Origin of the sequence: Dermatophilus congolensis (genome assembly GCF_900187045.1) — a bacterium.
GTDB classification, from domain to species: Bacteria; Actinomycetota; Actinomycetes; order Actinomycetales; family Dermatophilaceae; genus Dermatophilus; species Dermatophilus congolensis.
The window spans coordinates 1,202,130-1,216,021 of sequence record NZ_LT906453.1; the positions used below are offsets into that span (position 1 = coordinate 1,202,130).

Here is a 13,892-nt window from a genome sequence, read left to right on the forward strand (position 1 = left end):
GACAGGTTTTCCCCTGCCGGGGAGTGCAGGGGAAAAGGGAACCGGTGTTTATCGGCACTGGTTTCTTCGGGCGGGGTTCGAGTGTCTGAGGATCAGGGGTCAGACATTCGAACCCCGCCTGTGTTGTGCAGCCTGTTACGGTCGGCGCATGAGTGAGCATCTGATTCGTCGTGCTGCGTGCCCTGGTTCGTATGATCCGGTTACGTGCGGGCATCTTGACGTGGTTGCGCGAGCAGCTGCTTTGTTTGATGAGGTCTTTGTGGTGGTGTTGCATAACCCGGCCAAGCAGGGGCTGTTTTCTCCGGATGAGCGGGTGGCTTTGGTTGAAGCGGAGATTCAGGAGCGGGGTCTTGCCGGTCGGGTACAAGTGCGTTCTTACGCGGGCAGGCTTTTGGTGGATGTGTGTAGTGAGCTGGGGGTTTCTGCGATTGTGAAGGGACTGCGGGGAGAGACTGACTATGCCTACGAGTTGCCGATGGCGGTGATGAATAGGCGTTTGAGTGGGGTGGAGACGTTGTTTGTGCCCGGCAGCCCGGAGTTCGTTGAGGTGTCTAGTTCGCTGATGAAGGAGGTGGCTGGGTATGGGGGTGATGTCACGGGGTTGGTGCCGCCACGGGTGCAGGCAGCGTTGATGGAGCGTTTGAATTCGTAGTTCGGGGGTGGATGATGGCGGTAGGTGCTGCTTGGCTTCGTTTTCCCTTGTTAATTGGGGCAGTGAAGAGTTGAAGCGTTTTGGGGGGCGTGGTTCTGCTGAGCTAAAATTGATATTCGGTCCGCGTATTGTCCCTAATCGCCTTGTTGATGCGGTTTCGCACCAGGAATCTCGAGCTAACGGGCCATGCTGAACCGACCGAAGCTGCAGGCTGTGAAGCCTCTGTTGGGAGTGAGTAATTCCATGACCGAGCTTGATCCGCACGGGCCTTTGGTGATTGATACCCGGTGCTTGAATCGCAGGGCTGGGTCGATGGTGGAAGATGCCTTCGATGCAGTTGCCCCCTCACGTATTGGCACTGATGTGCTGGGGGTTGAAGAAGGAACTCCTATGCATGTGGATTTCCGGCTGGAGTCTGTGATCGAGGGAATCCTCGTGAGTGGAGAAATGCGGGCGCGTGCTACCGGTGCTTGCGTGCGGTGCTTGGACGACATTGACGAGTCAGTCGATGTGAGCTTTCAAGAATTGTTCGCCTACGCCGATCGTGCCGCTCGTCATGAAAAGGTCGGTGATGAAGACGAGGACCAGCGGGTTATCGAGGGCGACTTGATCGATCTTGAACCCGTCATCGTGGATGCGGTGGTGTTGTCGCTGCCGTTCCAGCCGGTGTGTGATGAGGACTGTCCTGGTCTGTGTTCAACATGCGGAGACCACCTGGCGGAGGATCCTCAGCACTCACACGACCAGACCGATCCTCGTTGGGCTGCGCTGGCTCATCTCCGTCAGGAGGTTGCTCAGACCAGCGATGGTGACACCGATCCAGAGAAGAGGAACTGACGTGGCTGTCCCCAAGCGGAAGATGTCGCGCTCCAATACCCGTTCGCGTCGTGCGCAGTGGAAGACAACTGTGTCCACGTTGGCTTCGTGCCCCACGTGTACACAGCCCAAGCGCCCGCATGTGGCTTGCCCGTCGTGTGGCGTTTACAACGGCCGTCATTATTCGGCCGCGGAGCGCTCCGAGCTCCAGGACTGAGGCCGTAGGTCGCGATGGCGTCAAAACACAAGACGACACATCAGCGGCGACCGGTTGGCGAGCTCACTGAGAAGATCGTTGCGATCATCGGTGGCACCGTTGACAGCGGCATCGTCGATCACGCGTTGACACACCGTTCGTATGCCTACGAGAACGGTGGTCTTCCTAATAACGAGCGCCTGGAATTCCTTGGAGACTCGGTGCTTGGTCTGGTTGTAACTGAGTCGCTTTATGCCGATCATCCTGATTTGGCAGAAGGCCAGTTGGCTAAGTTGCGCGCCGCTGTGGTGAATATGCGGGCCTTAGCGAAGGTGGCTCGTGAGCTTGGCGTTGGCGATTACCTTCTTCTTGGTCGAGGTGAGGAAAGCACAGGAGGGCGGAATAAGGCCTCCATCCTCGCCGACACGATGGAAGCGCTTATTGGCACGGTGTACTTGGAAAGAGGCCTGGAGGGTGCACGCGTATTCGTTCACCACATCCTTGACCCGCTGCTTGAAAAGTCAGCTCAGCTTGGTGCTGCTTTGGACTGGAAAACTTCACTCCAAGAGCTGTCCAGCGTGATGTCTATCGGCACTCCGGAGTACCGAGTCAGTGAAGAAGGACCTGACCACGAGAAAGTTTTCACCGCCTCCGTTGTGGTGGGTGAAGAAGTGCTCGGGACCGGGGTTGGCCGCAGCAAAAAACAAGCAGAGCAACAAGCCGCTGAATTTGCGTGGACGATGCTGAAGGAACGTCAAGAAAAAGCCGAAGCTGTTGTTTCCGCTACTGAGGCAGAGGTAGCTGAGGCGGTAGTTGACTCCGTTGAACAGGTGAATAAGAAGGGCTAGGCAGGGCAGCGTGCCTGAACTCCCCGAAGTTGAAGTTGTGCGTAGAGGCCTTGCTGATCATGTAGTCGGCAAGGCCTTTGCGCGTGTGTCCTTACGCGGCACCAGGGTGGCACGCCGCCATGTGCTGGGCCCAGAACATTTGAGTGCGCAGATTACGGGGGCGCGCGTACGAGCAGTGGACCGACGGGGTAAGTATTTGTGGCTGGTACTTGAACCAGCGCATGAGGTGGCAGCGCAAGGGTCTGCTCTTATGGCTTTGATCGTCCACTTGGGGATGAGTGGGCAGATGCTTGTTCAAGATTGTCACCTTGAGGCCCCCAAACATACCCATGCGCAGTTTTGGCTATCTGATGGCCCAGTGAAGAATTCTGCCGAACCCATCTCCTCTGAGGGAAAGGTGCTGCGGTTTGTGGATCAACGCACCTTTGGTGGGTTGGCGCTGGCCGAGTTGGGTGCTCCCAGCCAGGGGCATCCTTTCGGCGTGCCTGTTCCGGTAGCCCATATTGCTCCCGATCCGCTTGAACCAATCTTTGATGCAGAGCAGGTAAGTGCACGGATCCGTAGCTCGAATAGTGAAGTGAAACGGCGACTGCTCGATCAAGGGGTCGTTTCAGGTATCGGCAATATTTATGCAGATGAGTCGTTGTGGCGCGCAGGTATTCATGGCCAGCGCCGTTCGTCGTCTTTACAGCAGTCCGATCTTGTTGCTCTTCTTGGCCACGCTCAAGATGTCATGCGTGATGCTCTGGCCCAAGGCGGGACGAGTTTTGATTCGCTGTATGTGAATGTCAACGGCCAGAGTGGATATTTCTCACGTTCCTTGGATGCCTATGGCCGCGAGGGTAAACCGTGCCGACGATGCGGGACCCTGATGCGACGGATCCAGTTCACTAATCGCAGCTCGACGTTCTGCCCGAGTTGTCAGCGCCTGCCCTAGGACGAGGGGCTATTGCCGAGCGACGTACGTAGATGAAGCCGTTCTCCCTGGCTGCTGAACATCGTCAGCAGCTCGACTGGGTGCTTGCCAACTGCGCCGAACCAGTGAGGGACGGCAGTGTCGAACTCGGCGGCTTCACCTGGTTTGAGGACGAAGTCCTTGTCTCCTAGAAGAAGGCGGAGTCGGCCACTGAGCACGTACATCCATTCATAGCCGTCGTGGCTGCGCAGGGTGCGCGGCTCGTGGAGGGCTGGAATGGTCACCTTGTAAGCCTGCGGGTTATGGGGGTGGTGGGTAAGACGGATAAAGGTTCGCCCCGCTGTCCGTTCTGGTGTGCTGCGGACGCGTGGATCGACGATGCGCGGCGGGGCGATGAGTTCGTCGAGAGAGACGCAAAGTGCGGCGGAAATCGGTAGCAGCAGTTCCAGGCTGGGTTTGCGTTGGCCGTGTTCCAGTCGCGAAAGCGTGCTTGTCGAGATTCCTGTCAGTGCAGAAAGTCTGGTCAACGAGACGTTCTGATGTTCCCGGAAGTGACGCAGCTTGGTAGGGATGAGCTCCAAAGTGGCGGTGATCGACGGGAGAGACTCCACGGTTAGAGCCTATTGATCCCTTCCCAGTTTCGGCAACGATCCTTGCCGGAATGGCTGGTTCCGGTGATCGTGGCAGAAAAACACGAGGAGGGCTCATGAAACTCAAGCATCTTGGTCACGCCGCATGTGTCGGCGTCGGTGCCACGGCCGTGATGGACGTCGGTGCGCAGATCATCCAACGCACGACTGGCACCCCGCCACTCAACCTCGACCTCGTTGGTCGATGGATCGGCCACATGCGACGCGGAGCATTTGCCCACGAATCGATCATGACTGCTGAACCAGTCGAGCGCGAGCATGAGATCGGCCTCGTGGCTCACTACGCCATCGGAGTCGGGTTTGCCCTCGCCTTCGTCGCCGTGCGACCAGGCTGGCTCGACAAGCCCACCCTGGTGCCAGCCATGACGGCGGGTCTTGCAACATGCGCAGCACCCTGGCTGCTCATGCAACCTGCGTGGGGCATGGGCCTGGCCGCCTCCACACTTCCGGACCCGGCGACGACACGACTGCGCACTGTGCGAGCACATGCAATGTACGGCCTGGGGCTCTGGGCCTCGGCCTGGATACCTATGGCCATGTGTAGCGCTGAGAACTATCGGACGGATGCCACCTCAGCATCTGTGGGCCACCCATTAGCAACGCAGCCTTGAAGGCTTTTTGACTGCTGTTGCATGAGAGAAGCCTTATCGCCGTTCTTGGCGCAGTAACGGTGCTTCAGCCCCAACCAGTGACCGGTCTCATGGTTGAGAACCATGTGATGGTAGGTGTCCAACGACCCCTTAAAAGCAGGAGTTTTCTTGCGCCAATTGAGGTCGTTAATGACCACGTACTTGCCTACTCGGCAGCTGAACTGCTTTTTGCACGAGGGAGAGAAGGAAGCAACGCTCTGCGGGGAGGCCAGGACGAGGGTGAAATCTGCTGGGGCGCTCGCAGGTACACGGACAAACCGGTGGCTTGCTTTTTTCCAGCCTCGTGGATCGGCGTAGATTTTCGCGGCTTCGGCAGCGAATTGCTTCGTGTTTGTGAGGACTTTCCCGCGGGTAATGACTTTATAGGTGTGACGTTTGGTTTTTCTGACCGGCACAGCTGGGCGTGGGGTCACTTGAGAGCTGGAGGGCTTTGGTGGGGTGCTGCCCGGTGTAGTTCCCGAAGCAGTTGGTGTGCTCGAAGAAGTACCCGAGCTGCTTGGTGTCGAGCCAGGAGGTACGGCTGCTGCTGTGTTCGATGGCGCAGCGGGTCGTTGCTGTTGCTGTTGAGAGGCTGGGCTGGAACACGCTGAGGCCAGCAGTACTGTTGCAAGGAGCGCAGCCATACTGCTGCTACGACGCACTCGAGGGGAAAGGAGTACTGCTGCGGCGGTCAAATTCAAGTTTTTCAGCGTGCTCACCTCATGAGATGCGTGGCTAATATGCGGCTGCTCTTGGCAGGCCGGGGATCAGAGTAGCCGCGCCACAAGAACTTTCACTGAGAAATAGCTGGCCGTGTGGGGCAGCTCAGGCGCGGTCGGCTACCGTTTGGCTGCGGCCGAATACCAGGTTGCCCAAGACTTCCCGGAGGAGATGAACAGCTGGTGAGCGTGGAAAAAGCGACGTTTTTTGTTTCAGGGCATGTGCAAGGTGTCGGGTTTCGATGGTGGACAAAATCACAGGCACTGGAACTTGGGCTTGATGGTTTTGCTCGCAATCTGTGTGACGGACGTGTTGAAGTGGTCGCTCAAGGAAACCGGGAGGCGATCGAGGAGTTAGGTGCGCGTTTGGCAACGCAGCCGAGCCAGCACAGGCGCCCTGGCAGGGCGGAGGCAGTGGTGACGCAGTGGGGCAGTGTTCGCCAAGATGTGGGACGGTTTCGTGAACTGTGAGGTGCGCTAAGCCCTGATGTAGGTGTGGGCGGCACCCCAATTGGGGTGCCGCCCACACCTACATCAGGCGCAGTAGTTATTTTTCTTGTGCTGCCGGGCTTTGAGGTTTCTTGATGCCACCAAGGGCAGGCATCGTGGTGACTTCGCTTGTGGGTGGGGCAGTGATTGTGACGGACTTTCCGTACTCACTGAAGGTGGTTTCGCTCTTTGCCCCCGCGATGTCGATGTTCATCTTGTGAAGCAGTCCGTTGGCGTCCAAGAAGTAGTCATGCTGGTGCTTCTCGGCCCCTGCCGTTGGGTGTGCATGGGGTGCGCCGGTGGCCAGGCTCGCTGCTGCGTGAGGGTCGAGCTTCACTTTGTATTGGAAGATCTGGGTGCCGCTGTCATTTGATTGGCCGACGTAGGTGACGGACTGGATCGCAGCTTTTTGTGCTTGGAGTTGCTTGCTCAGGTCGAGCATGTCGGAGAGGTTTCCGCCGTTGGAGTGAAGAAGGTCTTCCAAGGGGGTTTTGATGTACTTGTCTCCGGTTAGGCCAGCTAGCTGTACGTAAACGTTTTGGTTGGCCATGATCATGTTCATGGTTTGCCCGCCGGTGGAGACGGTGCCTTTGAACTTGGGTTTGCCTTGTTCGCGCCCATCGACGTAGCCGTTCAGGGCCATTTCTGAGCCGGGCATGGTGGTTTTGGTGGAGATCTTGTAAGTCCCTGCTGCGAGCATGCCTTTGTTAATCTTCTCGACGAAGGTGTCCTTATCGACGGAAGCACCTGGTTGAGAATTGAACGGACCTCCTGCGCCCTGTGATTGCGCGGATGAGTTGTTCTGGCCTGTGTTTCCGATGTCGGACGAGCTGCCGCCGTTGCCGCAAGCACTGAGCGCAAGAGGCAGAACGAGGATCGTTGCCGCTGCGCGGAGCGTGAAACGCCGGTTCATGGAACTCCTTCAGGTCGGTGCCACGTATAGACGGCTGAATGTGTTGCTTGGCATGGCCAGCGTACGTTCCCGACCTCCTAAGTCGTGGAATCACTGCATACCGGATGTGTCGGCCCGTCCACCCCAGAAAGGGTTGTGGATAGGCTCTCCACGTCGAAAGCCTTGCCAACGAGAGGAACTGCCCGGGTGTACGTCGCCAATCTCACCCTGCGTGGATTCAAGTCTTTCGCCTCGGCGACATCGTTCACGCTAGAGCCGGGAATCACCGCAGTGGTGGGACCCAACGGGTCAGGTAAATCGAACGTGGTGGATGCCCTCGCCTGGGTGATGGGGGAGCAAGGCGCCAAATCGCTGCGCGGCGGAAAAATGGAAGACGTCATCTTTGCTGGCACCTCAGGTCGCGCACCGCTAGGGCGAGCCCAAGTGACGATGACCATCGACAACTCCGACGGCGCATTACCCATCGACTACTCCGAGGTGACAATCTCTCGAACAATGTTCCGGGCCGGTAGCTCGGAGTACTCGATCAACGGCACAGCCTGCCGCCTGCTCGACATTCAAGAACTCCTGTCTGACTCAGGCATCGGTAAAGAAATGCACGTCATCGTCGGCCAAGGACGCCTCGATGACGTTCTGCGATCCACGCCGGAACAACGCCGCGGACTCATCGAAGAAGCAGCAGGGGTGCTCAAACACCGACGCCGCAAGGAAAAAGCACTCCGAAAACTGGAGACGATGGAGGTCAACCTCAGCCGCGTCGTCGACCTCGCAGGTGAAGTGCGCCGCCGTCTTGGCCCGCTAGGACGCCAGGCAGAGACAGCCAGAAAAGCCGCCCTATGGCAGGCAGAAGTCAGAGACGCCCGACTGCGCCTATATGCAGAGGACTTGGTGCAGAAACAAGCCACCTTGACCCAGGAACAAGCCGACCACACAGCGCTACAAGCACGCGCCATCGAAGTCCAAGCCCAACTCGCACATGCCAAAGAAGCAGTCGCGGCAGCAACAGCGCGGGCAGGAGAAGTTGCCCGCGAGGCAGAAACACTCAACGAACAAACGCATCAACTGCAGGTACTGCGTGACAGGTTCGCCACCTACGGTCGGTTGGCAACAGAACGGTTGAACTCTCTACAACAGATGGAACGTGCCACGCACAACCACACGGGCAAAGACCCAGAAGCACTACGTGCCGACGCACAAAAAGCACGCGAATTCGAACAAACTCTGACCGAAGAAGTCGAACAAGCGCGCAATGACCTAGAAACCATCCGAACAGAACGCAGTTCTGCCGAGCAAGCCCACGCCGAAGAAAGAGACCGCATCGCAGCCGTCACTAAAGCCCTTGCTGACAGGCGAGAAGGACTAGCGAAACTGGCTGGACAGGTAGCTGCCAAACAATCTCGCGTGGAAACCCTCGAATCACAGTGGGCCGCATCCCAGGCACAGATCGAAACAGCAACGAAAAAAGCCGACGAGGCCGAGCAAGAACACCACGCTCTCCACAAGCAACTCTCAGCAGAAGAAAACGAATCCGACATCGAACGCCAGCTGGCTCGTGTCCGCGAAGAACACGCAGCCGCACTCCAAGCACTCAGCGAAGCCGAACAGCACCACCGCCAAGCAATCAGTGAACGAGATCGTGCTCACGCCCGCTGTGAAGCATTCGAAATGGGGCTGCGCAGCATGAGCGATTCGCAAGCTTTGCTGGCTCACGACGCCCCACCATCATGGGGAACCTTGGCGTCCATGATCACCGTGAACAACGGGTGGGAAACTGCCATCGCAGCAGCCCTTGGCGCTGCAGGAGAAGCCGTCACATACCCGACGATTGAACAAGCCATCGAGGGACTGACACACCTGCGCGCGGTAGGCGATGCCGGAGCAGCGATAGTGGTAGCCGATGGCGAACTGCTACCAAGCGCTACACCAGAATCCAACTGCCCCGGACAGCGAGCCATCGACCTACTCACTGCGAAACCAGATGTACACAGTGTGGTTGCTGCCCTGTTGGCAAAAACAGTCTGCGTCGAAACCGTGACCGAGGCCGTCGAATACCTGCGTTCCCACGCACCCTCGACACCACACCTACGTGTGGTTACTCGCGCTGGCGACATATTCGAACCCGGCCTTGTCCAGGCTGCTGGCGAGCCCGGTTCAAGCCGTATCGAAATCGCTGCCGCTCGTGATGAAGCCCACCGACACCAAGAAGAAGCATCTATTCGCGTAGAGCAAGCCGCCACAGTAGTAGCTGACGCCTCGCACCTGGCTGAAACTCTCACAGATCGCCTCAAACAGCTCACCGAGGAACTACGCAAAACAGACGCAGAGAAAGCAGCAAAAACAGCCAAGCTCGCCGCACTGCAAGCAACCCTGCGAGCTGCTACCACCCAGGTGCAACAACTCACCACCGCCGCCGAAAAAGCAGCATCCGCGCTCGCAGCAGACCAGGCCGCCCTCGAAGAAATCCGCGCCCGTCACGAAGCAGCTCTAGCCGCCCCTGAGGCGGAGGAACCCTCAACAAAACAATTGGCTCGCCTTGAAGCTGCCGCATCAACAGCCCGGGCAGCAGAAACCTCATGCCTGCTTAACCTACGAACCGCTGAAGAGCGCCTGCGCGCAAGTCAAGGCCGAGCGGACCGGCTCGAAGCTGCAGCCCGTGCCGAGGAAAACGCACGAACTGAGGCAGCTCGACGCCGCACTATTCTGCAGGGCAAGATCCAAGCCACTGCCCTGCTGCGCGAAGCCGCTGAGCACAGCGTTGCCCGAATCACCACATCGTTGGAGATAGGGACTAGCCGCCGTGATGGCATTGCCACCGAACGCCAACAAGTCGAAGAACATCTGGCCGCTGCGCGAGGCCGCACTGACCAACTTGCCGAAGAGCTACGCACCCTTACTGACACGGCACACCGTGACGAAATGGCGCGAGCTGAACTGCGCATGCGCATCGAGAATCTCCTCACCAAAGTGACCGAAGAGTTCGGTATTGGAGAAGACATTCTCCTCGATGAATACGGCCCCGATAAGCTCGTCCCACCATTGGAAGTGGCTTCCGCTACGCCTACCGAAGCACCTGAAAATGCTTCGACTGCTGCTGAAGACCCAGGACATACACCGGCACCGAGGAAAACCCGCCGCCGCAAAAGCGCCCAGATCTCCACCGAACCGCGACCTTACGTCCGTGAAGAACAAGAAGCGATCGTCAAAGACCGCGAAAAGAAGCTCGCCAAACTAGGCAAAGTCAACCCGCTGGCCCTTGAAGAGTATGCGGCTTTGGAAGAACGGCATGCTTTCCTCAACGGACAGATCGAAGACCTGCGTGCCGGTAAGCGAGATCTCCTATCGATCATCGCTGACGTTGATGATCGAGTGCAGCGTGCCTTTATGGAGGCTTATGAAGACACCGCGCGCGAATTTGCCGGTGTTTTCTCTCGACTATTCCCAGGGGGAGAAGGGCGACTAATCCTCACCGAACCGGACAGCCCGCTTACTACCGGTATCGAGGTGGAAGCTCGCCCGCCCGGAAAGAAAGTAAAACGACTGTCGCTGCTCAGCGGCGGTGAACGATCCCTAACTGCGATGGCGTTGCTTGTCTCTATCTTCAAAGCCCGGCCGAGTCCGTTCTACATCATGGATGAAGTTGAAGCTGCTTTGGATGATGTGAACTTGGGACGGTTGCTCATGCTCTTTGAAGAGCTACGCGAGTCCAGTCAGCTCATTGTCATCACGCATCAGAAACGCACTATGGAAAAAGCTGACGCGTTGTACGGCGTGACGATGCGTGGAGATGGAGTAACCCGAGTGGTCTCGCAACGACTGCGGAACCAGCAGGAATCACCAGAGAAAGATCGTGCCAGTGCGTGAGTAGCTCGCCGTCGAGGCGCGCTGCGATAAGAAACGTGCCGACAAGTGAGACAACTACAAAGAAAAATCTGCCGGCCGCTCGCCGGGGAAACTTCGCTCACAGCAGCGTGGAATCAAGGTGCTGGATACGTAGGTGTTGGGCGTACTCATTGCTTAAATAACACGAGCAATGAGCACGCAGTAGGCCTGTGAGCTAACCTTTTTCCGCTTTAAACCGGCAGAGTTAGTTGATGCCTAGCGACTATCTGAGTACCGGAAAAGCCTGCGAACGCCACAGCTGTAGTGGAGGTCCGGTGTCCCAATTTTTGCCAAAGATGTGCCCGATCGTAACCGAATGTCGACACACTACATATCGCGAATTCGCCTCAGCCGTCGATGATGTAGTCATGGTGGCGCTCGTAATCTGGCTTCTGGCGGTGGCAGCAATAGGCACTTCAATCATGGTGATTGCCCTTCGATGGGCATCTAATAGCGGCAGGACACCCTCCAAGGTGCACGTTCGCACTCAGGCACACAATGCCGCACGACGTATAACTGCACCGGTGCGCACCGCTGATGAGCGAGAAGGTGACAGTGGTCGTGGGCGACGGATATTCGCCGCGAGTAAGGCGCGTAAGCCAGCTGTCTGTGCAGCCCAGCTTGCGTGCGTTGAAAAAACTGAAATCGCCGTGAAGTCCTCTGTCGAGGCCAGCGCCAATAGTGAAGTGAACACCGAAAGCTGCGCGAGCAGCGTGACTAAACCCGGCGAGCAGGGTGCGGCACCGCTACCCAATAGCTCCGAACTCGGAAACGTCATTGACGCCCGCCAGCGGTGGAACGGCAATATCCGTGCCGTCGGCACTAATGCTCAGACAGCAACAGAGCACGAAGAAACTCCGACCGGACTGCGCCGCGCCGAGTAAAGGCCCACCAGGCGATGCTCGCCTGGTTGACTGGTCCTGTGGATCAGATACTCAACGATTTCGGAGGAATTCTCCTCGCCGTCATCGGGGTGATCGTCATTGGCGTGGGGACGTTAGTCACGCTCCTCGGGCCAGGACGGCGCCGCCAAACCGAGCTCCCCTCAGCCAGCACTGCACCGGAGCCACCACAGCAACAAGATTCAGAACCTGTCGAACTTGAACAACCCGCGAATGCGCGGGGACGAATACAGCAGTTACGTGTTCGCTTATCTCGGTCTAACTCGGCCCTTGGTCGTGGCCTCCTTACCCTCATCGCTGGGGGGCGCCTCGACGAGGAAACATGGCAAGACATGGAAGACATCCTCATTGCTGCTGACCTTGGCCCCGAGGCTGCCTCCAGCATTGTGACTGCGCTACGGGAACGCGTCGCTGCTGAGGGCGCACAAGATGAGGCAACTATCCGTGCTTGGCTTCATGAAGAACTCTTGCGCGTGGTTGATCCCACCATGGATCGACGTATTTCTAGTAGGCAAGTCGATGGTCGCCCGGCGGTCATTCTTGTCGTAGGTGTGAACGGGACAGGTAAAACCACCACCGTCGGCAAGCTTGCTCGTGTCATGGTGGCGGAGAACCGCAAAGTCACTCTCGGTGCCGCAGATACTTTCCGCGCTGCTGCTGCCGACCAACTCACAACATGGGGTCAGCGGGTTGGGGTACCCACTGTTCGAAGTGACAAAGAAGGAGCCGATCCGGCTGCCGTTGCCTTCGAGGCGGTGAAAGCTGGTGCCGAGGCTGGTAGCGACGTCGTCATCGTGGATACAGCGGGGCGCCTGCATAACAAAACCAATCTCATGGATGAGCTAGGTAAAATTAAACGTGTCATCGAAAAGCAGAGTCCTCTCGATGAAGTACTGCTCGTACTCGATGCCACCACTGGTCAAAATGGGCTTGCTCAGGCTGAGGTCTTTGCCGAAGCGGTGAATATTACTGGAATCGTTCTCACTAAACTTGACGGGACAGCTAAAGGCGGCATCGTCGTAGCCGTTCAGCGCAAACTCAAAGTTCCTGTCAAGCTTGTCGGAATTGGTGAAGGCGCCGATGATCTTGCGCCCTTTGATCCGACTTCCTTCGTCGATTCCATCCTCGGCCCAGACCCCGCCCGTAAGGCTAACTCCCCTTCCTAGCAACGCAACTCAATAATGCGGGGAATGCACCGGAGAAGCACAGCGGAATCACAGGATGAGCCTCTAACGTGGAACACGTGAGGGGATAAAAAGGGTGACAGCCCCGGCCGATCGGGCAATCGGCCGGGGCTTCTTTTTTGCCATTTAACGATGCGGAATATCTCTTACAGATGTCACTGAAAACACTTTTCCTCGACGCATACCGAGTCCTTGAGTCCCCAAAAACACAAACACAACAGTCTTAAAACCCCGGGTCAGCACAATAAACGCCACCTCTACTGAATCTCACCTGTGCCAGAAAAGCAGTCCCACACCGAACAATCAGTCAGTGATGATGGATGAATGAGCCAGCACGGAGTCGGCCAGCGGATGGATCAACGCGTCACCGAAAAACCGTCGATGACACCAGACCCACCCCCGCAGAGGATCTTCCTCGCTGCTGGACTGCTCATCGCCGCTGGACTTCTCATGGCTGCCGCGGCCAGCAAAAGATGGTCTGCCTGCATAGGCACTGACCTCACCGAAAAAATCTGCGGAGATCGCACAGGATCGGACTTTGACTTCTTTATCGTCTATCCCGTAACCGTGCATATTGCTCCCGCGGCGTGGCTGTGCGGCATTGCCCTTGTTGCAGCCGCCGCCGCAATGGCTGCACTTCTCTACCGCAACTGCACTGTCAGCCGAGCCTGCGCCGCTATAACCGCAGTTATCCTGCTCTTAGGGGCTCTTATTACTTTCTGGGCAGCTCATACTGCCGTTCCGCAGCACATCGTTGCTTCCAACTTCTGGATAGACAACTACCGATGGTGGGTATTTACCGTCGTCCTTCCGGTGACTGTATTCATCGCCCTATCTACCCGATTTTTCGCCCCCCTCGACTATGGGACCCGCCCAGTGCGACGTCCGCCATCAGCGGCAGCACTTGCCATGTGGGGAAGCCTTTTCTTCACAAACCCTGTCCTGTGCATCGCGGTGGCGGGATTCTTTCTCAGCGATGTTCATGGTGGGGTCACACCGTGGGCAGAGATGGTCTCGGCCCTAGCCTGCTTCGTATCGGGAGCATTCGCGATCCTTGATGCCAAGCGTCATCAATACCGCCAAGTCGCCACATCTTGAC

At 57.5% G+C, this 13,892-nt stretch carries 14 protein-coding genes; 11 read left to right on the forward strand and 3 right to left on the reverse strand.

The genetic code is table 11. The annotated features are described in order from the left end of the window. Nucleotides 1–148 precede the first annotated feature (148 nt). The 5 genes from coaD (at nucleotide 149) to mutM (ending at nucleotide 3,449) form a co-directional block, all read left to right on the forward strand. Nucleotides 149–652 (forward strand): pantetheine-phosphate adenylyltransferase, encoded by a 504-nt coding sequence (gene coaD, locus CKV89_RS05105; protein ID WP_028327014.1) that lies wholly within the window; start codon nucleotides 149–151, stop codon nucleotides 650–652. Nucleotides 653–895: 243 nt separating this feature from the next. Then, nucleotides 896–1,489: a YceD family protein gene (locus CKV89_RS05110; protein WP_028327013.1), complete on the forward strand. Its 594-nt coding sequence runs from the start codon at nucleotides 896–898 to the stop codon at nucleotides 1,487–1,489. A gap of 1 nt (nucleotide 1,490) precedes the next feature. Further along, complete coding sequence (gene rpmF / locus CKV89_RS05115; RefSeq protein WP_084440973.1) at nucleotides 1,491–1,685, forward strand: 50S ribosomal protein L32; 195 nt, start codon at nucleotides 1,491–1,493, stop codon at nucleotides 1,683–1,685. 14 nt (nucleotides 1,686–1,699) lie between these two features. Next, nucleotides 1,700–2,512, forward strand: coding sequence for a ribonuclease III (rnc, locus tag CKV89_RS05120; RefSeq protein WP_028327012.1), 813 nt, complete (start codon nucleotides 1,700–1,702; stop codon nucleotides 2,510–2,512). Nucleotides 2,513–2,522: 10 nt separating this feature from the next. Continuing rightward, complete coding sequence (gene mutM / locus CKV89_RS05125; RefSeq protein WP_028327011.1) at nucleotides 2,523–3,449, forward strand: bifunctional DNA-formamidopyrimidine glycosylase/DNA-(apurinic or apyrimidinic site) lyase; 927 nt, start codon at nucleotides 2,523–2,525, stop codon at nucleotides 3,447–3,449. Here mutM and CKV89_RS05130 read toward each other — a convergent pair. Beyond that, nucleotides 3,446–4,039, reverse strand: a complete 594-nt coding sequence (locus CKV89_RS05130; RefSeq protein ID WP_028327010.1) for a helix-turn-helix domain-containing protein — start codon at nucleotides 4,037–4,039, stop codon at nucleotides 3,446–3,448. The two genes, mutM and CKV89_RS05130, sit on opposite strands and share 4 nt — an antisense overlap. Nucleotides 4,040–4,134: 95 nt before the next feature. Between CKV89_RS05130 and CKV89_RS05135 the strand changes: the two genes are divergently transcribed. Continuing rightward, on the forward strand, nucleotides 4,135–4,689 hold the full coding sequence (locus tag CKV89_RS05135) for a DUF2938 domain-containing protein (protein ID WP_084440972.1): 555 nt from the start codon (nucleotides 4,135–4,137) through the stop codon (nucleotides 4,687–4,689). On the opposite strand, the gene CKV89_RS05140 is transcribed toward CKV89_RS05135, so the two are convergent. Next, nucleotides 4,632–5,408: a DUF3152 domain-containing protein gene (locus tag CKV89_RS05140; RefSeq protein ID WP_154657618.1), complete on the reverse strand. Its 777-nt coding sequence runs from the start codon at nucleotides 5,406–5,408 to the stop codon at nucleotides 4,632–4,634. The two genes, CKV89_RS05135 and CKV89_RS05140, sit on opposite strands and share 58 nt — an antisense overlap. Before the next feature lie 201 nt (nucleotides 5,409–5,609). Between CKV89_RS05140 and CKV89_RS05145 the strand changes: the two genes are divergently transcribed. Beyond that, the gene (locus CKV89_RS05145) at nucleotides 5,610–5,897 is read left to right on the forward strand and encodes an acylphosphatase (RefSeq protein WP_407919581.1); all 288 of its coding nucleotides are present in this window, start codon (nucleotides 5,610–5,612) and stop codon (nucleotides 5,895–5,897) included. Nucleotides 5,898–5,973: 76 nt separating this feature from the next. Here CKV89_RS05145 and CKV89_RS05150 read toward each other — a convergent pair whose 3' ends face one another. Continuing rightward, on the reverse strand, nucleotides 5,974–6,828 hold the full coding sequence (locus CKV89_RS05150; RefSeq protein ID WP_028327008.1) for a hypothetical protein: 855 nt from the start codon (nucleotides 6,826–6,828) through the stop codon (nucleotides 5,974–5,976). A gap of 186 nt (nucleotides 6,829–7,014) precedes the next feature. Between CKV89_RS05150 and smc the strand changes: the two genes are divergently transcribed. The 4 genes from smc to CKV89_RS05170 all read left to right on the forward strand — a co-directional run bounded on the left by smc (nucleotide 7,015) and on the right by CKV89_RS05170 (nucleotide 13,891). Next, nucleotides 7,015–10,689, forward strand: coding sequence for a chromosome segregation protein SMC (gene smc, locus CKV89_RS05155; RefSeq protein ID WP_028327007.1), 3,675 nt, complete (start codon nucleotides 7,015–7,017; stop codon nucleotides 10,687–10,689). 542 nt (nucleotides 10,690–11,231) lie between these two features. Beyond that, nucleotides 11,232–11,591 carry a hypothetical protein gene (locus CKV89_RS11790; protein WP_154657617.1) on the forward strand — a complete coding sequence of 120 codons (360 nt, stop codon included), beginning with the start codon at nucleotides 11,232–11,234 and terminating at the stop codon, nucleotides 11,589–11,591. 14 nt (nucleotides 11,592–11,605) lie between these two features. Then, nucleotides 11,606–12,775: a signal recognition particle-docking protein FtsY gene (gene ftsY / locus CKV89_RS05165; RefSeq protein WP_084440970.1), complete on the forward strand. Its 1,170-nt coding sequence runs from the start codon at nucleotides 11,606–11,608 to the stop codon at nucleotides 12,773–12,775. Nucleotides 12,776–13,117: 342 nt separating this feature from the next. After that, nucleotides 13,118–13,891 (forward strand): hypothetical protein, encoded by a 774-nt coding sequence (locus CKV89_RS05170; protein ID WP_028327005.1) that lies wholly within the window; start codon nucleotides 13,118–13,120, stop codon nucleotides 13,889–13,891. The last annotated feature ends 1 nt before the right edge of the window (nucleotide 13,892 follow it).